General features: G+C 36.0%; 27 protein-coding genes. 11 read left to right on the top strand and 16 right to left on the bottom strand.

Annotated elements, in window-relative coordinates; translation table 11 throughout:
- Positions 1-39 precede the first annotated feature (39 nt).
- Together ACEPXG_RS02520 and metC are read left to right on the top strand one after the other, a co-directional pair.
- A complete protein-coding gene (locus tag ACEPXG_RS02520) occupies positions 40-1,161 on the top strand; it encodes a methionine biosynthesis PLP-dependent protein (protein ID WP_391207172.1) in 1,122 nt (373 codons plus the stop codon).
- Positions 1,158-2,345 carry a cystathionine beta-lyase gene (gene metC, locus ACEPXG_RS02515; RefSeq protein WP_391207170.1) on the top strand — a complete coding sequence of 396 codons (1,188 nt, stop codon included), beginning with the start codon at positions 1,158-1,160 and terminating at the stop codon, positions 2,343-2,345. Before ACEPXG_RS02520 ends, metC begins: the two co-directional genes overlap by 4 nt.
- Before the next feature lie 322 nt (positions 2,346-2,667).
- On the opposite strand, the gene ACEPXG_RS02510 is transcribed toward metC, so the two are convergent.
- From ACEPXG_RS02510 to ACEPXG_RS02500, 3 genes are read right to left on the bottom strand one after another with little or no spacing between them, the layout of a single operon-like run.
- On the bottom strand, positions 2,668-3,267 hold the full coding sequence (locus ACEPXG_RS02510; protein WP_391207168.1) for a class D sortase: 600 nt from the start codon (positions 3,265-3,267) through the stop codon (positions 2,668-2,670).
- Between the two features lie 15 nt (positions 3,268-3,282).
- Complete coding sequence (locus tag ACEPXG_RS02505; RefSeq protein WP_391207165.1) at positions 3,283-4,869, bottom strand: LPXTG cell wall anchor domain-containing protein; 1,587 nt, start codon at positions 4,867-4,869, stop codon at positions 3,283-3,285.
- 31 nt (positions 4,870-4,900) lie between these two features.
- Positions 4,901-5,965, bottom strand: coding sequence for a hypothetical protein (locus ACEPXG_RS02500; RefSeq protein WP_391207163.1), 1,065 nt, complete (start codon positions 5,963-5,965; stop codon positions 4,901-4,903).
- A gap of 216 nt (positions 5,966-6,181) precedes the next feature.
- On the opposite strand from ACEPXG_RS02500, the gene ACEPXG_RS02495 reads away from it, so the two are divergent.
- Positions 6,182-6,487: a hypothetical protein gene (locus tag ACEPXG_RS02495; RefSeq protein WP_391207161.1), complete on the top strand. Its 306-nt coding sequence runs from the start codon at positions 6,182-6,184 to the stop codon at positions 6,485-6,487.
- 310 nt (positions 6,488-6,797) lie between these two features.
- Here the strand turns inward: ACEPXG_RS02495 and ACEPXG_RS02490 are convergent, their stop codons facing one another.
- The 4 genes from ACEPXG_RS02490 to ACEPXG_RS02475 all read right to left on the bottom strand — a co-directional run bounded on the left by ACEPXG_RS02490 (position 6,798) and on the right by ACEPXG_RS02475 (position 8,925).
- On the bottom strand, positions 6,798-7,946 hold the full coding sequence (locus tag ACEPXG_RS02490) for an acyl-CoA dehydrogenase family protein (RefSeq protein ID WP_391207158.1): 1,149 nt from the start codon (positions 7,944-7,946) through the stop codon (positions 6,798-6,800).
- A gap of 316 nt (positions 7,947-8,262) precedes the next feature.
- Positions 8,263-8,508, bottom strand: a complete 246-nt coding sequence (locus ACEPXG_RS02485; protein ID WP_391207155.1) for a DUF2935 domain-containing protein — start codon at positions 8,506-8,508, stop codon at positions 8,263-8,265.
- Positions 8,438-8,821 carry a DUF2935 domain-containing protein gene (locus tag ACEPXG_RS02480; protein WP_391207153.1) on the bottom strand — a complete coding sequence of 128 codons (384 nt, stop codon included), beginning with the start codon at positions 8,819-8,821 and terminating at the stop codon, positions 8,438-8,440. Before ACEPXG_RS02480 ends, ACEPXG_RS02485 begins: the two co-directional genes overlap by 71 nt.
- 23 nt (positions 8,822-8,844) lie before the next feature.
- On the bottom strand, positions 8,845-8,925 hold the full coding sequence (locus ACEPXG_RS02475) for a hypothetical protein (RefSeq protein ID WP_391209734.1): 81 nt from the start codon (positions 8,923-8,925) through the stop codon (positions 8,845-8,847).
- Between the two features lie 230 nt (positions 8,926-9,155).
- Here ACEPXG_RS02475 and ACEPXG_RS02470 point away from each other — a divergent pair, with 230 nt between their 5' ends.
- The 4 genes from ACEPXG_RS02470 to ACEPXG_RS02455 all read left to right on the top strand — a co-directional run bounded on the left by ACEPXG_RS02470 (position 9,156) and on the right by ACEPXG_RS02455 (position 11,334).
- On the top strand, positions 9,156-9,374 hold the full coding sequence (locus tag ACEPXG_RS02470; RefSeq protein WP_391207151.1) for a hypothetical protein: 219 nt from the start codon (positions 9,156-9,158) through the stop codon (positions 9,372-9,374).
- On the top strand, positions 9,371-9,637 hold the full coding sequence (locus ACEPXG_RS02465) for a spore coat protein CotJB (RefSeq protein WP_391207149.1): 267 nt from the start codon (positions 9,371-9,373) through the stop codon (positions 9,635-9,637). The genes ACEPXG_RS02470 and ACEPXG_RS02465 overlap by 4 nt, the downstream gene beginning before the upstream one ends.
- A 15-nt stretch (positions 9,638-9,652) precedes the next feature.
- On the top strand, positions 9,653-10,222 hold the full coding sequence (locus ACEPXG_RS02460; RefSeq protein WP_391207146.1) for a manganese catalase family protein: 570 nt from the start codon (positions 9,653-9,655) through the stop codon (positions 10,220-10,222).
- A 383-nt stretch (positions 10,223-10,605) separates the two neighbouring features.
- On the top strand, positions 10,606-11,334 hold the full coding sequence (locus ACEPXG_RS02455) for a polysaccharide deacetylase family protein (protein WP_391207143.1): 729 nt from the start codon (positions 10,606-10,608) through the stop codon (positions 11,332-11,334).
- A 219-nt stretch (positions 11,335-11,553) separates the two neighbouring features.
- On the opposite strand, the gene ACEPXG_RS02450 is transcribed toward ACEPXG_RS02455, so the two are convergent.
- Complete coding sequence (locus tag ACEPXG_RS02450) at positions 11,554-13,290, bottom strand: methyl-accepting chemotaxis protein (RefSeq protein ID WP_391207140.1); 1,737 nt, start codon at positions 13,288-13,290, stop codon at positions 11,554-11,556.
- A 171-nt stretch (positions 13,291-13,461) separates the two neighbouring features.
- Entirely contained in the window at positions 13,462-14,946 is a 1,485-nt protein-coding gene (gene dacB / locus ACEPXG_RS02445) for a D-alanyl-D-alanine carboxypeptidase/D-alanyl-D-alanine-endopeptidase (RefSeq protein WP_391207137.1), read from the bottom strand.
- 168 nt (positions 14,947-15,114) lie between these two features.
- Between dacB and ACEPXG_RS02440 the strand changes: the two genes are divergently transcribed.
- Positions 15,115-15,930: a DUF2785 domain-containing protein gene (locus tag ACEPXG_RS02440; protein WP_391207135.1), complete on the top strand. Its 816-nt coding sequence runs from the start codon at positions 15,115-15,117 to the stop codon at positions 15,928-15,930.
- A 43-nt stretch (positions 15,931-15,973) separates the two neighbouring features.
- Here ACEPXG_RS02440 and ACEPXG_RS02435 read toward each other — a convergent pair whose 3' ends face one another.
- On the bottom strand, positions 15,974-17,233 hold the full coding sequence (locus ACEPXG_RS02435; protein WP_391207134.1) for an erythromycin esterase family protein: 1,260 nt from the start codon (positions 17,231-17,233) through the stop codon (positions 15,974-15,976).
- A gap of 128 nt (positions 17,234-17,361) precedes the next feature.
- Positions 17,362-18,108, bottom strand: a complete 747-nt coding sequence (locus ACEPXG_RS02430) for a class I SAM-dependent methyltransferase (RefSeq protein ID WP_391207131.1) — start codon at positions 18,106-18,108, stop codon at positions 17,362-17,364.
- A 274-nt stretch (positions 18,109-18,382) separates the two neighbouring features.
- Here ACEPXG_RS02430 and ACEPXG_RS02425 point away from each other — a divergent pair, with 274 nt between their 5' ends.
- The 3 genes from ACEPXG_RS02425 (at position 18,383) to ACEPXG_RS02415 (ending at position 21,925) form a co-directional block, all read left to right on the top strand.
- Positions 18,383-19,792 (top strand): ISLre2 family transposase, encoded by a 1,410-nt coding sequence (locus ACEPXG_RS02425; protein ID WP_391203448.1) that lies wholly within the window; start codon positions 18,383-18,385, stop codon positions 19,790-19,792.
- A 693-nt stretch (positions 19,793-20,485) separates the two neighbouring features.
- Positions 20,486-21,163 carry a TVP38/TMEM64 family protein gene (locus tag ACEPXG_RS02420; RefSeq protein ID WP_391207128.1) on the top strand — a complete coding sequence of 226 codons (678 nt, stop codon included), beginning with the start codon at positions 20,486-20,488 and terminating at the stop codon, positions 21,161-21,163.
- A 24-nt stretch (positions 21,164-21,187) separates the two neighbouring features.
- Complete coding sequence (locus ACEPXG_RS02415) at positions 21,188-21,925, top strand: metallophosphoesterase family protein (RefSeq protein WP_391207126.1); 738 nt, start codon at positions 21,188-21,190, stop codon at positions 21,923-21,925.
- Between the two features lie 45 nt (positions 21,926-21,970).
- Here the strand turns inward: ACEPXG_RS02415 and ACEPXG_RS02410 are convergent, their stop codons facing one another.
- The 5 genes from ACEPXG_RS02410 to ACEPXG_RS02390 form a co-directional block, all read right to left on the bottom strand.
- On the bottom strand, positions 21,971-23,335 hold the full coding sequence (locus ACEPXG_RS02410) for a sensor histidine kinase (protein WP_391207124.1): 1,365 nt from the start codon (positions 23,333-23,335) through the stop codon (positions 21,971-21,973).
- Entirely contained in the window at positions 23,332-24,003 is a 672-nt protein-coding gene (locus tag ACEPXG_RS02405; RefSeq protein WP_391207121.1) for a response regulator transcription factor, read from the bottom strand. The genes ACEPXG_RS02410 and ACEPXG_RS02405 overlap by 4 nt, the downstream gene beginning before the upstream one ends.
- 66 nt (positions 24,004-24,069) lie before the next feature.
- Positions 24,070-24,594: a hypothetical protein gene (locus tag ACEPXG_RS02400; protein WP_391207118.1), complete on the bottom strand. Its 525-nt coding sequence runs from the start codon at positions 24,592-24,594 to the stop codon at positions 24,070-24,072.
- A 1-nt stretch (position 24,595) separates the two neighbouring features.
- On the bottom strand, positions 24,596-25,354 hold the full coding sequence (locus ACEPXG_RS02395) for an ABC transporter permease (protein ID WP_391207115.1): 759 nt from the start codon (positions 25,352-25,354) through the stop codon (positions 24,596-24,598).
- Positions 25,351-26,118: an ABC transporter ATP-binding protein gene (locus ACEPXG_RS02390; RefSeq protein WP_391207112.1), complete on the bottom strand. Its 768-nt coding sequence runs from the start codon at positions 26,116-26,118 to the stop codon at positions 25,351-25,353. Before ACEPXG_RS02390 ends, ACEPXG_RS02395 begins: the two co-directional genes overlap by 4 nt.
- Positions 26,119-26,155 lie beyond the last annotated feature (37 nt).

The following is a 26,155-nucleotide window of genomic DNA, read 5'->3' as shown; positions in this document are numbered from 1 at the left end:
GAATCCTCTTTTTATTTTAATAGAAGAGGATGAATAATTATGTCTAAAAACAGTATAGAAACACGATTAGTTCAATTAGGAAACCAAAGTGATCCGACGACAGGTGCAGTTAATCCGCCCATTTATTTATCAACTGCATATAAACATGGCGGACTCGGCCAGTCGACCGGTTATGACTACACACGTACAAAAAACCCTACTCGCACTATTTTAGAAGAAGGAATCGCGAAACTAGAAAGTGGAGATGCAGGTTTTGCCTGTAGTTCTGGCATGGCTGCAATCCAATTAGTATTATCTCTTTTCCGTTCTGGAGATGAATTGATTGCCCCAGAAGATCTTTACGGGGGAACGTATCGACTATTTAATCAGTACTCTGATTCCTACGGTATTCACACTACCTACTCGAAGTTCGAATCCATAGATGAAGTAAAATCACTTATTACCGAAAAGACAAAGGCGATTTTTATTGAAACACCAACAAATCCATTAATGCAGGAAATTGATATTCAGCAATATGCGGAATTAGCTAAAGCGCATCAATTACTCTTAATTGTTGATAACACATTTTTAACTCCCTATTTACAACGCCCTATTGAACTAGGCGCACATATTGTCATTCATAGTGGAACGAAATATATCGGAGGCCATAACGACGTCCTTGCTGGTCTTGTTGTTGCAAAAGGTGCAGAACTATGTGAAAAATTATATGCAAATCATAACGCGACAGGTGCTGTACTTTCACCGTTTGATTCTTGGTTATTAATTCGCGGATTAAAAACGCTTCATTTACGAATGAAGCAACATGATGCAAATGCGAAAAAAATTGTGGAGTTTTTGCAAAATGAACCCGCCGTAAAGAATGTTCTTTACTCCGGAAAAGGTGGTATGCTTTCTTTCCGTTTACAAAAAAGTGAGTGGGTAGGTCCTTTTCTTGAGAAACTTCAGTTAATTGTTTTTGCAGAAAGCCTTGGTGGGGTGGAAAGTTTCATCACCTATCCCGCTACGCAAACGCACGCAGATATTCCGGAAGAAGAACGCATAGCTCGTGGGGTAGATAACAGCCTTTTACGTTTTTCGGTTGGTGTAGAAGAAGCAGATGATTTAATCGCGGACTTGAAACAAGTTTTTGACGCACTAGAAAGCGAAGTGAATGAACAATGACCTTTTCTAACGAACAATTAGTGACTAGTTTAATCACTGCTTCCACAAGAGGAGGTTCAGAACGAAAAATTGGCGCTGTAAATGTTCCCATTTATTTATCTTCCACTTTCCATCAAGAAAGTTTTGATAAATTTGGTCCATATGATTATAGTCGTTCCAGGAATCCAACAAGAGATGCTTTAGAACGAACTATTGCAGAACTAGAAGGCGGCACCCGCGGATTAGCATTTGCTTCCGGAATCGCCGCAATTTCTTCTGCTTTCATGCTTCTATCTTCAGGTGATCATATTGTCATTACAGAAGATGTGTATGGTGGGACTTTTCGTTTTGTAACGGAAGTATTGCCTCGTTTAGGAATTAAACATACTTTTGCAGATTTTACAGATGTAAAAGCCGTTACAAAAGCGATTCGTTCAAATACAAAACTGATTTATATGGAAACACCTTCTAATCCATGTCTTGGAATCACCGATATCGCTAGCATTGTAGCGCTTGCTAATGCGAATGATTGCTTCACTTTTTTAGACAATACATTCATGACTCCACTTTATCAACGTCCACTCGATATTGGTGTAGATGTAGTTTTACATAGTGCTACCAAGTTTTTATCAGGACATAGTGATATTATTGCAGGTCTTGCTGTAACGAAAGATGATGAACTGGGAAAACGATTAGCCTTTATTCAAAATTCATTCGGAGCTATTTTAGGTGCTCAAGATTCCTTTTCATTAATTCAAGGAATAAAAACATTAGGCGTACGATTTGAAAAATCCGCAGATTCTGCACAGAAAATTGCTTCCTATTTAAAGAATCATTCATTAGTGGAAGAAGTTTTTTATCCAGGATTAACTACCCATACTGGTTATGAAATTCATATGAAACAAGCAAAAAGCCCAGGGGCAGTACTATCATTCCGATTACCTAATCGGGTAATTGCCAAAGCATTTGTAGAAAATGTACAAATCCCCGTTTTTGCTGTAAGTCTTGGTGGGGTTGAATCTATCCTATCCCACCCTGCCCAAATGTCTCATGCGACTATGCCAATAGAAGAACGTGAAAAACGAGGAATTACGGATGGATTGCTACGGTTTTCTGTAGGTTTAGAGAATGTAAATGATTTAATCGCAGATTTCGATCAAGCACTTACAATAGCAGAGAAACAAACTTTCCTTAACCAGCAATAGCATTCTCTTTTCGGAGGAAACCTATTTACGGAAGAAAAGAAATTGGTTACAATATGCCATAAATTGTGGGTGATGTTGAATTTCAATGAGAAGTTGTAAATAGGCTTGGAATTATTATACATTAACAATTGTTAAATGGCGGAACGAGACCAAACTATGGATACCCGAGAAGATTACCTTCAACTCCGCAACCAATTTACCTAAAATCGAGACCTATTCTATCCTACCCGAGACGAATATTTCTTCTTCCATTAATTTCAATAAAAAAGTGTGCACCTCATGAAAGAGTGCACACTTTTTTTTCTCGTTTTCAGAATTCCAATTAATTCACCACTTTTTTCGCTTGTACGACGAGACGAAACTTATTGGACCTTTCTGGATAGCATGTGACTAAAGAGAGCAAAGAGATTCCCTTTTGTCTTTCTAAAATATCTACATTCTCTGGCTTTACTATTTGAATATTAAATACTTCATATCCCAACGTATCCATCTTTGTCTCCAATTCAAAGCGATCCCCTATTTGAAGCTCGTTTAACCGATTAAAAAATTGGCCGAAAATATGAGATTGATGACCGGCGATAGCGGCACTTCCATTAAGTTCCCCTGGCTCGTCAAGTCCAGAAATCATACCTAATGCTCGATTCAAATTTCCAGTAGTTGATCCTTCCAGAACTGGAGATTCCAAATGGATAGAGGGAATCTTTAAAATACCTACAACTTCAGCGTTTGATTCTTTCAGATGCTTCACTGCGACTGAGTTTGCTCCGACATACACTTTTTCACTAGCTGCTTCTGTTTTAATGGAAGTAAAGGATTCCATTAATTCTTTTTTATTTTGCTCATTTTCCAAAACTCCATAACTTACGATAAAGAAAAGGAGCAGCCCTATTCCAATCAGCGAATTGCCTACGTATTTTTTCATTTTAGTAGGCCCCCTTTAGGCAAATTTACGTATAGTCACTCCACCCCCAAGTAGACATACCGCCATTAGTAACAGCATCATACTATTAAGAAATCCACCTGTTTTCGGTAATGAAGATTCGGTGAAAATTCCACTATTCCTTAATGATTTACTTCCAGATACTACATTTGAGTTAGCAATGAAACCAACTAAACTACTTTCATCTTCATCCATAGCCCCAACATCAAAATCTACTTCGTTTGTCGTTTCGTCGATCATTCCAGTTGTACCATCATTGGGGGATTCAGTCATATCATCATTTGTTCCTTGATTCCCTTCTTCATTGTCATCAACCACCACTGGCACTTCAGCGTTAATTTCTTCTGAAGTTTCATCCGTGCTCTCATCGGGATCATTGTTTGGATTATTTGGGTTTATAATTGGTTGAGCGGCTAAGTATGTTTCTCGTGGAAGAATATCTATACCCACGCTACCCAATAAATTATTTAATCCTAGAGAAATTGTATTGTCTCTTTGAGTAGTACCGCCGTTATCTGTGTAACCTTTACTAGTCAACACATCCGCATTAAGACTACCTATTACATCAGAAAAAACTTCTAATTGGAGAACACCTTCCGAAAAGGATTTCACCTCCCCACTACTCTGACTGTGACGATCTAAAATGCTAAGATGAACTTCATTTAGGACTGGTAATTCATTACTTACTAATTCGACAACACCACTATCGTATTTTTTAAAATCTCCTTCTTTAATTGATTCTGACAATAAAACATTTATATCTATATTGCCTAAAACTTGATCAGCTAGTTCTGCATTAACAACAGATGATTTATGTTTTTCGAAAGAATCATTTTCCATATTGTTGTTCTCCAGAACATTAAGTTCCAAACCGTCTAAGATGGCATTCTTGGAAGAAGATGCATTCTCAAGTCCTATAGTGACGAGTTTCGAATTATCAACATATTCCTCATTTGCTTCTTTCTTTTCGCTTTCAAGAAGTCCTACATGTAAAGTACCCAGAACAGGTAAATCAGTGATTTTTGAATGTACTCCTTGGTCCTCACGCGAAGAAGTTGTCCCTTCTTCAACCTGTTCCTGCTTTAGTACTCCGATCTCTACATCTTTTACTATTGCTAAATTTTCCAGCCCGATATTTACAACGGCTTCTTTACTGGTTTTATCTGTTTCTCTCAATGTTTCTTGCTGGTTCATTATATCTACATCGACTTCATCAATTATTAACGGATTTTCTGTAACAATATCTACTAACGCTTTTTCACTTTCAGTCTTAGTTTCAGATTGTGAAAGTATGCTTACTTCCGTATCACCGATTTCTTCATCTATAACAGATGCAGTTACCAGTGCTTCCTTCATTTTCCCTTCATTTGAAATTTTGATATTAATACTATCTATACCAATCAAATTGTTCACTTCAACGTCCATAATATCTGCCTTATCTGGATTATTGTCTAATAGATTCACTTCAATTTGTAAAGGTAAGTGGGAGCCATTTCCCTCTGCTGCGACAAAAGATGGTGTTAGAAATAGCATTGTCAAAAATCCAAGAACAGTACAAGTAAAATTTTTGCTAATAGTTTTCATTATTTTTCTCTCCTTTTTCTTATGATGTTAATCACATATGAAAAAGGAGTATTTGCGGTGGTTTCCTCAGTGGTGTATGAATCCACTGGATAATTGCATAGCTATTTTTGTGATACCATTTCTTTCTCGCCAGTTCTTTTAACATTTGATGAGAAGTCAACAGTACAATCGGTATGTCGCCTCCCAAAAGAAAAGACACTCCACTTAATGTTACATTAGAACTGCCAGTAATAACTGCACTACTAGTAACTACTACCTTTCGATTCTGTCCGAGTGGAAATGTTGTATTAGTAGCAGTTTTCATTTTTTTTGCTTCTATTAATTTTATGGGAGTATTTTTTATCTCATTGGTCTTTACCACATCATTGAAAATGGCAACTTCTGAATTAAGCGGATTTATCTTGGTCACCTTTTCCAGATGTCTCTCTACCTCTTGTGATTCTACATTTTCAAAATGAGCTTCAGTCCCTTTTGATGTCTTATTACTCGCCTCATCGGGATTCTTTATATGTGAGAAAGGAGGCTCTGATTCAACTAAATTTAAACTGTTCGATTGTTTCGATGGTGTTGGTGTTAAAGGAGGTTTCGAGATATTTATTTCTTCAGAAAGAGCATTGTCTAGTTTCTTCTCTGTTACATTTTCTACTATATCATTTACTTTTTTTACAGCTTTAACTACCGTCTTAACTGTTTTTTGCACCTCCGTAGTTACTTTTCTCACACTTTTTGCAGTTACCTTCAATTCAGAAGTTACAACGGGTACTTCAGGAAGGTTTTCTACGGACTCCTCTACTACATTGACTAAGTTGTTAACGGTTGAATCCGTTGTATTCATCACTTCTGAGACTACGTGCTCGATGATTGGAATACTTTGCTCTTCAACGTCTGCTACAGGATTTAAAATAGATTGTGAGGGAATAGTTCGGTTTATATTCGTTTTAACAGTATCAACAACTTCTTCTGTTGTATTAATAAGTTGATCAATTGACTCCCCTAACAATCCCCGATTACGATCCTTCTCCTCTCCCTTCACTTGAAAAGGAAGCACCACCAAAAAAATAATACTAACTATACATGCAATAAAACATTTCTTCACTTTTTCACCTCCTGTCCATCTAAAAATTTCATCTTATTATTTCCACTACCCTGTTTTCTGAATATTAAACTTATTTGGAGTAGAACTAAAATTTTTGTCAATGTCTTTTGTCCAGTATTCTAGTATCGAAGTTTTCTTTTTATTTTTTTAAATGTTTTATTTTGTTCTTCCAGGGGAAATAAGGACTGTAAGTAACAATTAAAGGAGGACTATGAAATGACAAATCAACAGTATGAACACTCAACAGACGACGTAGTAAAAGAAACTGGAGAATATACTTGCGAAGCTGGAATTACTAAAAAATTATTTGAAGGTGATAAATTCCCTTCTTGCCCAGAGTCGGAAGTGGCTACTTATTGGAAACATGCAGAAGGACATCATCACAATTCTGGCGAAAAGGTACCTGAATCTGGAAAATATAAGGATAAAGATGGAGATGTAAAAGAATTAGAAGCGGGAGCATTATTCCCGAACTGCCCTAAGTCTGGTAATCCAACAACATGGAAACACGATGGAAACTAATACGCACATATTAAGGCAGGCTCTAGTTAAAATAAACTTTAGCCTGCCTTTACTTTTTTCTCTAAAAGAAATTCCTAACATAGGTAACCGCAAAATCCTGAACAAATAAAAAAATTAACCATCCACAAATCCCCAATATAGTCGATACAAACAGATGAACAGAGTTTTGTAATGCGAAATAAATGACTAGTAACATTACAGCTGTAGTAGATTAAATAAAGGAAGCGGAGCAACAATTAACTTTCTTCTAGTAAAAAACCTCTTCTCTATGTCCATTAGACAACGAAAAGAGGTTATATTCATCATTTTTTTATAATCCTAAGTTTTTAGCAATTATTACTTTCATTATTTCATTTGTTCCGGCATAAATAGAAGCAACTGGAATGTCTCTGTATCTTCTAGCAATTTTGTATTCTTCCATATAACCGTATCCACCATGTAATTGCATACACTCTATGGAAATTTCTCTTGCAGTTTCGGTCAGCCAATATTTTGCCATCGACACTTTCGTGACAACGTCTTTCCCATTAAGATGGTCTTCAATAAGTGATTCCAAAAATGATTTTCCAAGCTCTACTTTTGTTGCCATCTCCACAATTTTAAACTGTGTGTTTTGAAAAGACGATATAGGCTTTCCAAATGCTTTCCGAGATTTTACATACTCTATTGTGGATTCCAGCATATCTTCTGAAGCAATTTGCGCTGCAATGGCAACAACGAGTCTTTCTTGTTGCAGTTTTTCCATTAGGTATCCAAATCCATTTCCTTCTTCCCCTACCAAATTAGAAGCAGGAACGCGACAATCCTCAAAATACAATTCTGCTGTGTCTTGAGCATGGAGTCCAACCTTAGCGAGTTTTTGCCCTTTCGTGAAACCTGGCGTACCTTCCTCTACCATGATTAAACTAATTCCTTTATGTTTTGGTTCTACTTTCAAATCCGTTTTTACGATAACGAGAAATAGATTTCCATTAATGCCATTTGTAATGAACGTCTTTTGGCCATTCAACACATAATGATTACCATCGCGAATAGCGGACGTTCGAATATTAGCTAAATCAGATCCTGTACCTGGCTCTGTCATGGCAATTGCTGTAATGATCTCGCCAGTCACACAATTTGGTAGCCACCTTTGCTTCTGTTCTTTTGTGCAAAACGATTCAATATACGGAACGACAATATCATTGTGCAGGCTTACTCCAACTAAACTAGTTCCTACTCTTTCTAATTCTTCAGAAATGATCACATTGAAACTATAATCTAAACCCAAACCTCCATATTTCTCTTCTACCTGAGGACAAAGGAATCCCAACTCCGCAAGCTTCTTCCAAAAAGAAATAGGAATGATTCTTTCTTTTTCCCATGTATTATAATAAGGCACAGCTTCTTTTTGAAGAAATTTTTGCAGTGAAGCTCGAAACATCTCATGCTCATCTGTTTCAAATTTATACCTTCCCAATATCTATCACTCCTATTCTATTCCTTCAATAATAGTAGCGTTCGCCTGTACATTCTAGTCTTTTCATCTACATACCTTCTTGTGGACAGCTCATTTACTGAACTAATTCTTCTTTTTGTATTATTTCACCTTCTTTTTATTAGGATAAACGAGATATTTACAATAAATTGAAAATCAAGCCATCAAAAAAAATGCCCAGATGAACAAATAATCACCTTGGCAATTCTCTCTAGTTTCATTTAACAATATGAGTGAATTGTTTTTAATGGTCCACCACATACTAGAACTTCATTAAACATGGTATCTAAGCTCCTAGTCATAGAATATTTTGTAAAAAATACGTTTCCTCTCTAGCCATATGATCAGCCATAAGAGGTATAAAGGTACCTAATGCTTCATTTTTAATATTCATTTCTTCCAATTCAATATCTCCATGGAATTTATCTAATGCTGGAAATCTTTCTACATTGGCACGTAAAAAACCTGCTAGTTCAATTGCTTTTAGATAGAAATCTTCCCAGTCTTTTATAAATTGTTGCTCTTTTTCTTTCAGTTTTTTCAACTCGGTCTAAATCTGCATCAATAGCACCTGCATGACCAGCAGCATCCAGCAGCCAGAGTAAGTCATGATGTAAAGGATGTACTAAGGGAACTTCCTGGCCTTGTTCCAAATAGGTAAATACTCGTATGGCCTCTTCTACTTCGTTCACCATATGGTTGATGAAAGATGGAGGTAGCGAGGTTTTTATTTCTCCAGCTAAATGTTCTTTTATGAGAAAAATTTTAAATACACGAATTTCTTCACTCGCTATTTTTGCCTGTTGAGTTAAAAAATTGAGTTCCTCTTTCTTTAACGGTTGTTGCTTGGAATCCATTAGTAATTGATCAAAGTGATGACTTATGAACTTGCAGCCGAAATCTTTTCAGTTTCACTAGGAGCTAAAGAATCATGAATAAATCTTCCATGATCCCCCAACACTTGTAACCAAAAATGGAGTTCATATAAAGCGGTTTCTTGAAATGAGTTTTCCAGTTAAACCCCTCCTTCTTACAATCTATGCAACTACCTATTTAATAAGTAGAAAGAGTCTTCTAGATGAAGACTTTTATTAACCTTTTTTATTCCAATTAATATTTACATAAACACTTTGTCCTCTTAGTATCAATTGTGCCCAACTTTCATAGGATAGTCTGAAGGAGTGATATCATTTGGATCAGTCATTATATCGAGGAAGCTATAAGCCTTTTGTATCACCATTAGACCCTTGCCCCCCTATTTTAGTAAAGGATTTTGTTTTACCGCCACAACTTTTTACGAATTTCCAACCACCAGGCCTACCACAAAATTCTCCAGAAGAAGCGCTATGGCAAGGTTCTCTTTGGCCGCAATTTGTGGATGGATTTTCGCGAGAGGAAGGAATTTCATGAATGCATTCGAAGAAAGATTAGACTTGTTAAAAAAAGTACAACAAATGGATTTTGTCGTAGTAGAGTTGACTTTATACACAGATACGCACCAAGATGATGCAGATGCTTTAGAACAATGGAGAGAAGCGATAAAAGAGGCGGCAAGGGTACGCAAACTCTATGAGAATAAATTTGGACCTTTATCATTAATGTCCGCCCCTTCCAAACAAGCGATAGAAGTAGGTTGGCGTTGGAATCAAACGCCATGGCCATGGCAATTATGAGAAAGGAGAAAAGCGATGTGGGTTTATGAAAAAAAACTGCTGTACCCTGTAGAGGTTACCACTTGTAATCCAATGCTAGCGAGATACATTATGGAGCAATATGGTGGAGCAGACGGAGAACTAGCTGCTGCACTACGATATATGAATCAACGTTATACTGTTCCTGATAAAGTAATTGGCCTGCTGACAGATATATCAACGGAAGAATTTTCTCACCTAGAAATGCTAGCAACAATGATTTATAAATTAACAAAAGATGCTACACCTGAACAACTAGAAAAAGCAGGACTAGGTGCCCACTTTGTCAATCATGGCCATTCACTCTTCTACGAAAATGCTGGTGGAGTTCCTTTTACCTCCACATACATTCAGTCAAAAGGCGATCCAATCGCCGATCTATACGAAGATATAGCCGCCGAAGAAAAAGCACGTGCAACCTATCAATGGTTAATCGACATCTCAGATGACCCTGGTATAAATGACGCATTACGGTTTTTAAGAGAAAGAGAAAATATCCACTCCCTACGATTCAGAGAAGCTGTAGAACTATTAAAAGACGAAAGAAACCGCAAAAAAATCTTCTAACCCAAAACCCGCCACCCACCTATCCAACACGAAATTCACCAATGTTACAAATATGTTACTGGTGCCAGGCACCAGTAACATATTTGTAACAACCATAATTCCATAAAAAATGCTTGGTAGTTGGGATTTCCCCTGCTACCAAGCATTTTTTACTTAAATTATTCTTTTTATACGAACGACAAACCTGGTCTCTTATTTTTAACTCTGGAAAGAATCAAAAAATCTAAGAAAAATTACACCATTCCAATGATGAGACTATTGTTAATAATTATTTATTCCAAGTTACGTCAGTATAATTCATTGTACATCGGTGAACAATAATTTCAACGATGAAAGCATATTAAAAACTTCCCCCAATATAGCAATGCTAGGAGGAATTATTCATGAAATCTTTGGGAGTTAAAATCGGAGTATTACTTGTTTTATTTTTTTGTATAGCATATGCTACTTCAGCTATGGATAGAGGAAGACCTTATTATGAAAAAAAAGGATATGTTCTATGGGGAATTAAAACCGAGGAAAAAGTTATTGCACTTACGTTTGATGACGGTCCTCATACCACTTACACGCCACAGATATTAGACTTGCTTGCTGAATACGATGCTAAAGCGACGTTTTTCGTTATTGGTGAACGAGCAGAGTCTTTTCCAGATCTTATTCTTCAAATAGGCAAGGAAGGCCACGAAGTAGCGAATCATACGTATTCACATCCTTTAAAAATCACACCAGACAAGCTTAAAGAAGAACTAAAAAAAACGAATGAAATTATCCACGATATAACCGGTACTTATCCATTGTTTTATCGTCCTGTAGGAGGAAGTTACAATGATCGTATTATTAATACCGCTATTGAAAATGGATACAAAGTAATCATGTGGTCGTGGCATCAAGATACGGAAGACTGGAAAACTCCAGGAGTCAATAAAATTGTAAAAAAAGTATTATCTGGCGCTCACCCAGGTGATATTGTGTTATTTCATGATGCAGGAGGAGATCGTTCTCAGACTGTAAAGGCACTTGCAGAAATTCTACCAGAACTCCAAAAACAAGGGTATAAGTTTGTAACGATATCGGAGCTTATAGAAATAAACAGCATGAGTGTAAAGCATTAGCCATCCATTCTTTATGAATTCTGCCCAAAATCGATTAATAAAATTCCTTTTGCTTATACGAGTTAACACAGTTACTACCATTCCCCTTAATTCCAAAACAAACATGAATTCAATTCCATATGAACTCAGACCATTTAGATAAAAAAATGAAGCTATTACTCAATACCTAAAGAAGAGCAAACCATTTTTTTGGCTTGCTCTTCCTTTTTTCGTTCACTATTACTCAAATTTATCAATCAATTCACTTAATGAATATGCAACTTTTTGAAGTTCATCACTCATTTTTTCCAATGAACCCATTGCATTTGTCTGTTCTTCTGTAGAGCTCGCAACTTCTACTGTTTGTGTAGCGGCATCACTTGCGAACCCTTTAATATTCTCAAAGGCAGCAAGTATTTCTTCTGAGCCTGCTGACATTTCTTCTGTTATGGCAGAAGTATCTTGAATTTCTAAATTTATTTGACTGATTGTACCGACCACCTGTTCCAGCATTTCCCCAATCTTTTGAACCGCTTCAGTTCCCTCTGTAACTTTTGTGGATGTTGCAACCATTACATCGCTAACGTCATTCGTGACTTGTTCGAAATTATTAATTAGCGCTCTTATTTCTTCTGCTGATTGCTTCGATTGCTCTGCTAACCTTCTAACTTCATCTGCTACTACTGCGAATCCTTTTCCAGATTCACCTGCACGTGCTGCTTCAATTGCAGCATTTAACGCGAGTAGATTGGTTTGTTCAGCAATACCTGTCATCACATTCGTTATTTCTTGAATTTGTTTAGATTGGCCACTTAACTCTTCTACTTTCCCGCCTGTTAGTTGAACCATTTCTTGAACATCTTTAATCTGTTTAATAACTCGCTTAGATTCTTCATGACCCTTACTAATAAAAATAGTAACGTCATTTGAAGTATTGGACATCTCATTCCCTGAATCAGCAATTCTTTGTATGCCTATTGACATCTGTTCTAGTGCAGTGACTGAATCTTCGCTATGCTGTAATGATTTTGCACTTCCTGCCGCCAATTCAACCATACTGTTATTAATCGAACGATTATTATCCATTGTCATTTCAATTGTCTCAAAAAGCTGCTTTGATGAACGTAATACCTGAGAAGAATGACTAGTCATCTCATTCATTACTGCGCTCAATTGCTCTTGAGAAGCCATAAATGATTTTGCTAAAGCGGAGATTTCATTTTCTGATCGGAACTTTATCCCTTCCACTTTTTGGGATGCTACAGTCCATTTTCCTTTTGCGAAGTCACCCAAGGCTTCGCTTACAACAGTAAGAGGCGCCAACGTTCTTTTTGTGTACAGATAAAATATGGTTGTAAGAACAAGAATAATCACAAGAAATATTATCGCAACAAGGGGAATAGTGGTTTTAAGAAGATTGTTCTGAATTCCTACTACATTTTCTGCAGCTATATCAACCGCCAAGATTCCAACAATATCATCTTTACTGTCTCTAATTGGAGAAAAAGCAGACAAATATCTGCCAAACTCCGGATCATTAATAACTTTCGTACTGACAGAATCTCCTTTTAATACTGATTTAACATCTTCATAAGTTGTGCCAGTTGTTTTTTGACCGATAGTTGCCGCACCGTCCGCACCTTTTGGATAACCATCTATCATTATTTCAACCGAATTTGTATCAGCTTTTAGTGTATACAAATAAAGTACACCTGTACTATCCAATGCATTGACAAACTGATCCCTTAAATCCCAATATGCATCACTTTCTACAGGTTCTTCCATAAACTTTTTGTATTTATCTCCGTCAACTCTACTAGCCAAATAATCCGCAGTTGTTACCGCTTGACTTCTAATAGAGTCTTCCACTGTTTTGAGAGTACTATAGGTAAACAACGCAGAAACTGCTACAAACAAACACAACATGACTGTAATAAGTATTAGAGCCATTTTTGTGCTTAAAGATTTCTGTTTCATCCATTAACCTCATTTCTATTTAACTTTCACTCTTTTACTTATTGATAAAAAATATATGTACAGTATATTATCGGCATATATATAACACTCTTTGAGGTGTCTATAAAAATAATCTAATTATATGTAACAAAAGTGTTACGGGTGCCTGGCACCTGTAACACTTTTGTAATATTACTTGAGATTAGTAATGGCAGTGGCAATTTGGTCGATGACTGGGATGGTGCTCGTTTTTGCATTTTCCGTCAATATCGTAAAAATTAGCGTTTCTCCGTCTTTTGTCTTTGCATAACCGGCAAGTGATTTAATATTTTCTAAACTGCCTGTTTTAGCTATAACATTTCCTTTTGCTGGAGCCATTTTCATTCTATTTCGTAGTGTACCTCCTATAAAACGATCAGATTCACCTGCTATAGGAAGGCTATTCATATACGTGTGATACCAAGGTTCAGATCGGACAACATACAGCAACTGTGATAATTGACTTGAGGTAATCTTATTGGAGTAGGACATTCCCGACGCATCTTCAAAGTGCCAATAGTTACTATCTAGTCCTATAGAATCTGCATATTCCCGCATTACTTTTAGACCTGCATCCCAACTCCCTACTCTGTATTTAACTTTCCCCATCTCCTTAGCTAACATTTCCGCATGTGTATTATTACTCAATTTCATAAATGGAACGATTAATTCTTTCAAAGGCATGGATTTTTTAGACAATAAAACATGAGCCCTTTCGGAAGTTTTACCTTGAACTATTTTAGAGGAGATGGCAAATGTTATTCCTTTTTCCGCTAATGATCTTTTAAAGACATCTAGTGTATAGAGAGTTGGGTTTGTCACTGAAATCCATTCTTTTGCTCCAGAGGACCCTATCGGAGAATTCCCAGTAATAACAACCTTGTTTGTACCAACTTGACGAGTAATTTTCAACGTGCTTTTGTTGCCTTTAGGAACCGTTCTAGAATTATTCACTACTTGTAATACACTCGTTAAAGGAGTTAACGTTACTTGCGTTGCTTTTCCACTAACTGCCGGTTTTGCTTCCACAATAACAGATCCTGCATCAAAATCATCATTTGGTGAAAGTGTCAATGCAGATATCGGTGCCGCATAATAGTAAGGCTCATCTTCTGCTAAAATACCTGCTGACAATCGAACCGAGTCAAACCAAGTATCATCACCGACTAAATTTCCGGAAATCTGTTTAATCCCTTGCTTCACTAAACCATCCGCAAAGCTATTCAACTGTATTTTCAATAAAGTCGGATCTCCTTGACCGCGTAAATACAAATTACCATTTAATATTCCATTTTTCACTTTGCCATCGGTTAAAACAGCGGTAGAAAAACGATAATCCTCACCAAGTGTATCTAGTGCTGCAGCGACAGTTAACAATTTAAGTGATGACGCTGGAGTAATCTCTTTATCCCCATCATACTGATACACTATTTCTCCAGTAGAAGCCTTTCGAATCGCCACACTAGTCGAAGCGTTTCTCATTCTACTGTCCATCATAATATTGTTAATTGTATTTTTTAAGTTCGTATAGGAAGCAGCAGCTTCAACGCTAGAATCAACTGTTACTGGGATAAAAACTGCTCCACTTACCATAAATACAACAACTATACTCACTAAAAGTTTTCTCCATTTTTTCACTTTGTACCTCCCGTATTACTAAACTAGATATTACTAGTTTAACACGGAATTATTAGATAATACTGTTACTTTTGACAAAATAACAATATGAGATTCAAGTTTCTATTTGACCTTTCATGATTTTGCATTCATTATTAATACCAATAAATGCACCTTAAGGAGAAAAATATGACAAACCTCGAAAACATTCTAAGAAGCATTATTTCAGGAGACTCGAATATTGTTTCATCGGAAGTTTTGAATGAAATGATTGAAAACATAGGATCTACAGACCCAATCTTGAGGGACAACCTTATATACAGCGCTTTTTGTACATTGATAACAGGGAACCATCTGGATCAACAGCAACTGGAATATATCCTAAATAAACTGTTAGTGAAAAAGTCAATAGTATTGGATATAGATAAGCCCATAACTGACTCTGTATTTACTCGATCGTTTACTATACTTTTTTATGCTGCAATAGTAGAATACGATTCTACTAAACAAATAATAAGTAAAGATTTAGTACGTAAAGTTATAGATGCAACACATGAATATATGGGAAAAGAAACAGACTTTAGAGGATATGTAAAGAAAAAAGGTTGGGCTCATGCTACTGCACATGGCGCTGACTTACTAGATTCCATCGCTAAACATCCTTTTGCATCCGAGAATGACGCCTTCATGATTTTGCAACATATCGCACGATTTCTCACCTTGGCTCATGGTTATCAGGACGATGAAGAAGAACGGTTGGCTCGTGCATTTGTTACACTAACTAAATATCATCTTAGTGAAGATTTCATAATATCTTGGCTGAAACAATTAGAGCAATCCCTTGCAGATAAATATTCAGCTTCAAATAATGAATTACAACCGTATTATGCTCAATTAGCTTATAAGAATTTCTTGAAATCCTCTTACTTTTTACTAGAAAAAGAAGCTATCCAAAATGATTTGAAAGAAACAATTAATGATTTAGTTGTTCAAATGATCTACTAACAAACAAGGCTGCCCCACCATAATTGAGCAGCCTTTGCATTTTTTAGGTATCTGTTCCTAAAGGAGTTAGAGCTTTTGTTTGATCAATATAAATAAAAGCATCGTAACGGTTACTCATCTTAGAAGGAACATAATTTCCATATGCTTCAAAATCAGGATTGTACACCACCCCTATAGCTCTGTGACCAATTCGATTATTAAATAATGACCGATTTCCTTCATTAAATATCAACAATTTATCAAATACTCCGGATTTATGCAGTTCATCCTCCCAAGAGCCTTTTTGCGCGGGTGGTACATTTATCTGCTTGTAGGGCAAACCCCATTCATTTGCTGCAATAACAGTGCCTTTATAGGTTCCAAATCCAACAGCAAAAACATCTTCTGTTCTATTTTGCGATCGAAGAATCTGCCCTACATTCACCATTCCCGATGCTGCCATATCTGTAGCGGAAGCATCTCCTATATGCGTGTTATGCTCCCATATGATGATTTTCGCTTTTTTTCCATGGTAGTCCAATATTTCATTTACCGCTTCCACCATATGTTTATCTCGAATATTCCAGGACAATTCATCACTTCGAACCATTGCACGGTAATATTCTTCTGCATTACTGGCAACTATTGCATTTATTTTTAAATTTAAGTCTCCTTCCTTTGTATCTTTGTAATTATCCTTATGAGTACGAATAGAAGTTAGTAGCTTTGAAACTTCATCTACACAAGCTTCCGAAATGTTGAGCGAAGAAACTCCATAGGTTTCTGGGTGACGGTTAAATGGTTCAAAGCAAGAAAATGCCTTTTTGGCAAGTGCCAGATCAGCTCCATTTGGATTTGTATTGCTTAAATATGAAATAACTTCATCTAAGGATTCCCATAAACTGTATACATCGATTCCATAGAACCCCACTTTCTCGTTCATTTCTTTTTGGTCGTTGTGTATCTTTAACCATGTAACAAATTCAGCTATTTCTTCATTTGCCCACATCCAAGTTGGCCACCGTTTAAATGCCTTTAGCATATCTCCAACTTTGGTTTGTTCATCTGTGTAGCCTTTAATAAACCTATTTATATGCTGAGTAGAAGGCCAATCTCCTTCCACGCCAATAAGCGTGAATCCTTTTTCTTCAATCAACCGTTTGGATAATTCTGCTCGAACCGTGTAAAACTCAGATGTGCCGTGGCTTGCTTCTCCCAAAAGTACAATTTTCGCACCTCCAATAGCTTCAATTACAGGGGTTAAGTCTTCTTTTGCTTTGTAGGATAGTGCATATTTCTTGATAGATTCTTCAAGAGAAACCAATAGAAACTCTCCTTTCCATTAAAGTTTGAGTCAAATTATCCTCTTTCATTCAAAAAATCGCACATTCAAACCATATTGCATAGGAATAATATATAGAAACAAAAAAATGGGGGAATGATTGTTAGAAATCATTCCCCTTTCCTATATTTCACACAAGAAAAAGCCAGGACAACCGGAATTCTTTGTCTTCTTTTGAATTCCTCTTCACAGCTAAAATGTGTACGTTGTGGAGTACCTTCCCGTAAGTCCACTATGTTAAATCCTGCCTTTTTAAGAGCATGGAAATATTGTTCTATCGTACGGTGATACTTAACTACTATTTGGTCTATCCATGGCTCCTTTCGTTCCCCATCGATAAAATAATCGTCCACTATCCAGTTCTCACGTCTATCTCCTGAATGCTTACTAGCAAAAGAAGAAGTCGTAAGTGGATGTTGAACGCTAAATAAGAACCTTCCATTTTCTTTTAATGCATTATATATATTAGTGAATAACGTTTGTATATCTTCTACATAATGAATGGCAAATCGTGAAATTACAATATCAAATTTGTTTTCTGGATAACGAAAAGTCTCCATTGTATCTATATCGATTATTCCGTTCATGCCAGAAATATGCTTATTTGCGGCATCCACCATTTGTTTCGAACCTTCTACTCCGTAGTAATGCTTTGCGCCTTTCTCCAGTAATTCCTTCCCAAAAGAAGCATCTCCACAACCTAAATCTAGAAAGTTCTTCCCTTGAAAGTTTCCAATTAGTTCATACATTATTGGTCCTTCAATTGCGTTGTTAGGACTGTCTTCTCTACCCCTTCTTTTCATATAACTTTTGAAAAAATCCGATTGGTCATAAACACTTGGTCCTTTATACTCCATTATTTATCCCCCTCTTCTTCTAAATAAGTCCTTTGCCTTATATTCTTCTCCCAAGTATCTTCTCCATTTCGAATAGCCTTTTTTCTTGCATTTCTTTTCGTTTCGCACTATATACGTAGTGAGCCCACTCCATTTTGATAGCCCTGAGTTAATTGTTTTTACAGGTTGTATGTGTAAAATATTTCTCGAGGGTTTCCACTAGAAAAAATAAAGAAGGCGCTCTATCATAAATGTATGCTTCGTAGGGCAAATACATCTAGAAAGAGGCCTTCTTATGGAATCCATTATATCAAAAGTCTACCAAATAATAAAGGATACTGATAATCTAATCGAGATGGAAGAAAGTATCCAACTATATATGTACCAAGTGTTTGCTTCTCTTTTGGGGGACGTTTTCACCAAGATAAATCAGGTTATAAAAGAACAAAAACAAGAACTAGGTTGGACGGTGAAGAGAGATGACTGGAAAACAGTTCAATTCACCTTTGGATCTGTTCGTTTCCGTCATACACTTATGGCGGATAAAAAAGGGGATAATCATTACCCTTTGGATGAGTGGTTGGGCTTAAGAAGACACCAACGGCAGAGTTCTTTGGTAGAAGTGAAAGTGGCAGAATTGGCAAGTGAAAATACGTATCGTGAGGCTGCACGTGTGCTGAAAGAGTGGACCGCTGTAGAGGTTAGCCATACGACTGTAGGAAGTATCGTGAAGCGGGTAGGGATGGCACAAGCACAGGCAGATGAAGAAATGGTAGCGGAATTAGAAGAGGCAGCTTCCCTTCCAGAGGGAAAAAAAGTGGACTTCTTCTATGCGGAAGCAGATGGTGTATTTGTTCGAGGAACCGAGAAGAAAAAAAGTTTGGAAGTGCGTCATGCGATTGTACATGAGGGCTGGGATAAAAACGGAAAAAGAGTATCCTTACGTGAACCAAAAGTCATTATGACAACACAGCCCACTACTAAGTTTTGGGGGGAAGTCCAAGCGTTCAGTGCCCATCATTATTCGTTGGAAAATGCCTGCGTTATTACAAACAGTGATGGAGGATTGGGATATACATCCGAGAAGTTTCAAGAAGCCTTTTCCCAATCACGGTTTCCCGTGTTAAATCAATTAGACAAGTATCATATTGCGCAAGCATTGAATCGTGCATTAAGTGGAGGAAAAAGTGACTATAAGAATGGCATTCGGAAGGCTATGAAGGCTCATGAGTTGAAGGACTTTACGTTATGGTTAGATACGTATGAAAGCACGCTAGAAGACCCGAAAAAAATAGAAAAAGTAAACGTGTTTCGCTCTTACATTCAGAATAACTGGGATCGTATTTTTGACTGGCGTGAGAAAGTGGAGAACTCACCAAAGGATGCGAGAAGCCTTGGTGCAATGGAATCGAATCAACGGCATATTTCCTTTCGTATGAAAAAAAGAGGAATGCATTGGAGTCAAGAAGGTGGAGAAGCCATGGTAAAAGTGAAACAAGGCATGTTAAATGGGACATTACGTGATGTGTATCTGCACCATCAGCGTAGAAGTGAAAGACAGCAACGAGAAGTGAAAAAGGTAGTTCGTATGTCCGAGATACTCCGTAATCCCACTAGACCATCCATCGGCGCCAAACAGGGTTCTATTAGCTTGTATATTGCGCATTCAACAGCAATTGGACAACTAGTAAAAAGCTTTAGATAGTACCCTAGATGTATTTGTCAGGTTCTTGGTTTTTAGAACGTGACAAATATATCTAGGCCAGCAAGCGTTAGCGCGGTAGCTTAATAAGTGTACAGATAGAGAGTGCTTAAAATACTGGTGTTAATACTATGTCGAGAAAAACTTGACACATACTTACAGGTTAAGTAATTTTTCATTCCGTTCCAAATACTTTATAATATCCATAACCTTATCTATATAATTATCTACATATTGACTATTGGAAAGATTTATTTTTTAAATTTATTAGGTGATGATTTCAAGCCTTCAACTGTAAAAATTTCATTCATACTCACCATTTTTGAAAATTTTAAATCACTTTATGGAACATATTCTTCTTCATCCAGGGTAATATGAGTGACCATATCTTCTCGATTAATTGCTTTTCAATTACATTTTTTAATGAATTAGCATAATTCTCTAGATTAAATACAAATATAAATAAAAGATCATATTTATTCTCTTGAATAGAAAGATCAAATTTTAATCCATTAAAATCCCTTATACCTTCTGGTCGATGTAGGATCAACTTACTCGTATATTTCTCCAAACTTAATTTTTCAATGACTGTTTTGTTGAATTAATCCCGTTTTCTCCTTTCACTTACCAAGTTCTACTAATTTCGAATAAAATACCTCATTAAACAATAGTATAAAATGAAAGCACAGGTGACGCATGAAAAAAATAATAAATAATCTCACAAAGAAGCAATGGCTAATATGGGGTGGCTTACTATTATTTGCACTTTTTTTTGTAATGAATAGAGAGCTAATCACGCTACTTTTTGACGGAAATATAGATGCGGCTCAAACTTTTTTAAAGAAAAACATGGGGTATGCATTATTCTTTCTATTTTTAGTCATGCTAATTCAAAATTCTTTCACCATATTTCCGCTAATTCTTGTTATAACTATTAATATTACGCTATTTGGATTTGTTAATGGCTTTTTGTGGAGCTGGCTAACAAGTATTCTTGCTTCACTTGTTGTCTATTATAGTGTACGTTACATTTTCCAAGAAACCATTATGGAAAAATTTCACCCTAAGGTAATCGAAGAATTAGACACTAATGGCTTTACTTATGTATTCCAAGCCCGAATTTTCCCCTTCGTCCCAACCAGTTTGGTCAACATTTTAGCTGGATTAAGCACTATTCGCGTCCTTCCCTATTTACTGGCTACTACTATCGGAAACTTTTTTTACTTCTTCATTTTAGCTCTAATACCAGCAGGCATATTATCCGCTGACTGGAATGAACACGTTATTTGGATTATTATAGTGGCCGCAATTGTACTATATTACTTAATTAAAAAGAAAAAGAAATCTATTAAAGACATGGATGCCGTAGATTAACCGAAACATTAGGAGTGGAAATATATGAAACTTGCTATCATTACAGACATTCACGGTAACGAACTTGCATTAAAAGCAGTTCTTCAAGCAATTGATAAACGTAAGGATATTGAAGAAATTTGGTGTCTTGGGGACATGATCGCGATGGGTCCGGATACAAACGAAGTGCTCGATTTACTGTTTGCACGTCCAGATATTAGTATGATTACCGGAAACCATGACGAAGCCATTTTGTCGCTTATTGCAGGAGAAGGTCATCCCGAAAGTTATAAACATACTCGTGAACATCATAAATGGATTGCGGAACGATTATCCACAGACAATTTTAAGAAACTAAAACAACTACCACGAATGATTGAAAAACAAATAAATGGTATTCGTATCATTGGAATTCATTATCATATAGAATTAGCAAAGCGCAATGCTTATATAAAGGATGAACCTTTTTACGGAATACTGGAACCATCCTTAGAGAATATGGAGAAAATGTACGCTAATTATCCCGCTGATATTATTTGTTTTGGGCATCATCATCCAGAGCATTTATTTTCCAATGAAAGCCAAACTTACTTAAATCCCGGTGCACTAGGGGTGTCTAAAGGAGATATTGCTCCTTATGCAATTATTGATTTCTCACCAATGAAACCCTTAATTAGTATTAATCAAGCTACTTACGACAAGGATGCTTTCCTTCAAAGGTTTGAAACGCTAAATGTGCCACAAAAAGAAATCCTTTTTAAGCTTTTTTATATTGCCGAATAAAATAAAACGAACTACTAAAAGTTTAATCTTCTAGTAGTTCGTTTTTCAGTTTACTTTTGGAAATGTAAGGGAAACAGAGGTACCTTGACCTAACTGACTTTCAATCACTAAACTACCTTTATAAGAATCCATTAACTTTTGAGCAATAGAGAGCCCAATACCATATCCACCTTTTTTCCGATTGCGCGACTTTTCCACTCGATAAAATCGATCTGTAACTTTGGGAACATTCTCTTCTGAAATTCCGATTCCAAAATCTTGAACACTCAATTTCTGCTGACGATAATCTATATTCACTCTTTTATCATCCTTTGAGTACTTTATCGCATTATCGATTAATATTGTAAGCAGTTGTTCTAAGTGTCCCGCTCTTATTGCAAGAGGGGTGTCATCATATAATTGAAAAGAAAAACCGAACTCAGGGTGTGTAATTTCAAAGTCATTTACAACTTTTTCAATAACCTTTTTTGGATTAATCAAAGGAATCTCAGTATTTATTGTTTTTTCAGAATCGAGTCTAGATAGCTCTAATAAATCTTTCACCAATTTATCCATGCGATCCACTTCTTTCAAGGAAGATGCTAATGATTTATTTAACACTTCCACATCTTCTTTTCCCCACCTGTTCAACATCATTAAGTTTCCATTCAATACAGATAAAGGGGTTCTTAATTCATGAGAAGCGTCTTCCACAAATTGTTTTTGCTGGTTGAAAGAAGTTTCTAATTGATCCATCAGCTCATTAAAGTGGATCGCTAATTCAGAAATTTCGTCTTGTGTAGGTTGAACATTTACTCTTTCTTCTAAACCGAATTTTTTAATTCTTGCAAGTGTTTTGGAAATATCCTGAATTGGACTAACTATTTGTTTGGAAAGAAAAAGTGCTCCTATTAAACTTAAGAAAACTGCACCAATACCTGACAAAAACATTACAAATCCAAATTGACTCAAAAGACCATCGAAAATCTCCATGTTTCGTACAATTTCAATTGTCCCTACGAAATTCGTACCAACTAACGGTTCTCGGTAAATAAGCAGACGGTCATCACCCAATTTGATCAACTCAAACTGTTCGTTTTGGACTAAATGTGAAGGTATTTGCAATAATTCTTCTTCACTTACCGCCACAATACTATTCCCATCTTTATCCAAAATGCGAATTGTCTCCGATTTCTCATTAATCGAATTAACAAATGATTCGTCTTCCTTAATAAGTTGGCTAGATAGTTTCTGATTGGAATAATAGTTTTGCATAATAGCCATCTTTTTTTCAATGGATTGCTCTTCATAATGAATCATCCAACTATTCATCACAAGATATTGCAATATATTATAAGAAATAAACAAACCAATCATAAGTGCAGTTGCCCACAAAACAATTTTCCATTTTAACTTTAACTTTTTCATCATTTCATCACATACCCTACTCCACGGACAGAGTGAATATAGTTGTCATCGTGTATATTAATTTTGTTTCGTAAATATCTTACATACACATCTACTACATTCGTTTCTACCTCTGTTTCATATCCCCAAATTTTCTCTAGAATGAGTTCACGAGGAAGGACACGATTTACATTTTGTAAAAACATTAAAAGAAGCTCATATTCTCTCTTTGTCAAAGGAATCTCTTCATTACCTTTCATAACTGTTCGTGAAATAGTATCGACTTCAATTTCCTTGAACTTCAAATATTTCACAACATCTTCCTCATGTCGTTCATTTCGGCGAAAAATTACTCGCATCCTTGCTAATAATTCTTCAATCGAAAAAGGCTTTGACATATAATCGTCTGCTCCAACATCTAATCCCATGACACGGTCCATTACACTATCTCTTGCAGTGAGCATGATAATCGGTGTTTCTTTCACCATACGAATTCTTCTACAAACTTCTATTCCATTTAAGTGAGGAAGCATTAAATCTAATAGAATCAGGTCAAAATGATGAATTAATGCAGCTTCTAATCCATCTCTACCATCATGGATAACCGTTACATCAAAACCTTCGTGTTTAAGTTCTAGCTCCAGGAACTCTGTAATACTTTCTTCATCTTCAATGATTAATACTTTTTTCAATATGAACCCTCCCACGAATAAGGTTATCTACATGTTATCGAACAATGGTAGGACAGACAAATTTCTTTATTGTTTTTTTCTTGTTCTTACGAAAAATAATAAAAGCAGTAATATTACTGGCATTACAATGGATACAATTTGCACAATAAGTGGATCAATTTTCGTATTCCCTAAAATATGAACGGGTATTGACTCACTAGAATGTATTTGTAAGTCATCGTCACTACTTACCGTTACATACAACTTATATTTACTTGTATACACAAAACGAATTGGTAATTCAACCTTCACAGATTGCTGTGGCTTTAAAGTATCAAGTAATACGGGTACATCTGCACCGTAGTCCTCTAAATTTACTGTCATATGTTTCCCAATATCGGCCATTGTAATATAAGCCATCGCATTCTTCAGTTCTGTGTTCGAAAGATTGGTAATTTCGACTTCTACGTTCGTTTCAAGACCTGGATAGTTTTCCACTGCATCGGGTGACAGTATTTTAATATCTATTGTATCTGAAGCAGATACGATTCCGCTCGTTTGCATTACTATAAAAGAGAGGAAGAAGGCGAAAGAAATGCATATTTTTTTCATTCTATTCTTCTCCTTTAAGCGTGATTTTATTATTTCCAAATAACAATACTGCAATACTTATTACTAAGAAGATGAGTACCGGTAGTAAATCTACCATCAATACCATGAAGCCGAGGCGATTTACAAAGTAATCCTTTAACGTAAGCATGGATCGTGATAATGGACTAATTGTGTCAACGATATGCGCAAATCCACTTTTTTTCATCGTTGTTGATAAGAACATTGGAATTGCCGTAACTAAAAACAAGACAAACGCTAAAAGTGTAGAACTCTTAGTAGATGAAAGAATTGCAGAAAAGCCTAGAGATAATGCTGAAAATCCAATGACTAATGGAAAACAAATAAAATAGAGAAAGATAATTGCTTTCAAGAATATATCTGTACCCATAGCTAGTGCGTAAAAGTATGGAAGAGATAGTAAAGAAATAATGAACCAAAATAAGAGCAAACCTACTAATTTTCCAAAAGTAATTTGCGCTTTAGACAATGGGGATAATAAAAGACTTTCAAGCGTCTCTCTTTCTCTTTCACCTGCATACATATTCGATCCAATAATGATTGTTACTAAAATACTAATACCTAAAACTACTTTCATGAAAGTCATATTTACTTCTACTTGAGCAAGTAAACTTAGTTCTTTCACAGAGACAAAACTTAATGCAAGACCACTAAACAAAATAGTCACAGCGAAATATATCCATAAGCTTTTTTTAGAAAAAACATTCTCTTTTATTTCTTTTCGGATAAGCGCCGTTATCATAGATGCATCTCCTTATCTTCCTGTTCTGTAAGGTAAAAGAATACCTCTTCCAAAGTAATTGGTTCCGTAGTGTCTGCTTTCAATGGTCCATATTTGTTCAAAAGTGAATCTAAATAATCTTCTTCTATTAGATTCCCTTCTTTTACAATAGCCACACGATTACATATTTCGGAGATTTCTTTGAGCAAATGAGAAGTGATGAATATCGTAACTCCATGTTTTTTGTTTAAATCATGTAAAATCATTTGAATATCTCTTTGTCCTTGAGGATCTAAACCAAGTGTAGGTTCGTCTAAAAATATAAGAACGGGTTCATGAATAATGGTCTTTGCAATACCGATTCGTTGCCTCATCCCTCGAGAATATTGTCCAATAGGAATAGTTGCCTTACTTGTCATACCAACTTGATGAAGTACTGTTTCTACTCGTTCTTTTTGTTTACTTTTATCCACTCCATACAGTTGTGCGAAGAATAGTAAGTATTCTGCTCCTGTCATCCAGTTATAGTAGCCATGTGACTCCGGTAATACACCTATCATTTTTCTAATTTCCCGTTCATTCCGAATAACACTTTTCCCTTGAATTAGAACTTCCCCGGTTGTTGGCTTTAATAGACCATCTAACATACGAATAGTTGTTGTTTTACCAGCACCATTTGGTCCTAAAAAACCATAAATATCTCCTTCTTTTACATGTAAACTTAATTGATTAACCGCGGTGAACCCATTCGGGTATTCCATTGTTAAATCCTTCGTTTGAATCATGTTGTACCTCCTTCTAATTAGTATTTAAAGAAGAAAA

The sequence above is a fragment of the Psychrobacillus sp. L4 genome, from assembly GCF_042944905.1.
In the GTDB taxonomy this organism is placed as follows: domain Bacteria; phylum Bacillota; class Bacilli; order Bacillales_A; family Planococcaceae; genus Psychrobacillus.
This window is presented reverse-complemented; position numbering and strand designations above follow the sequence as displayed.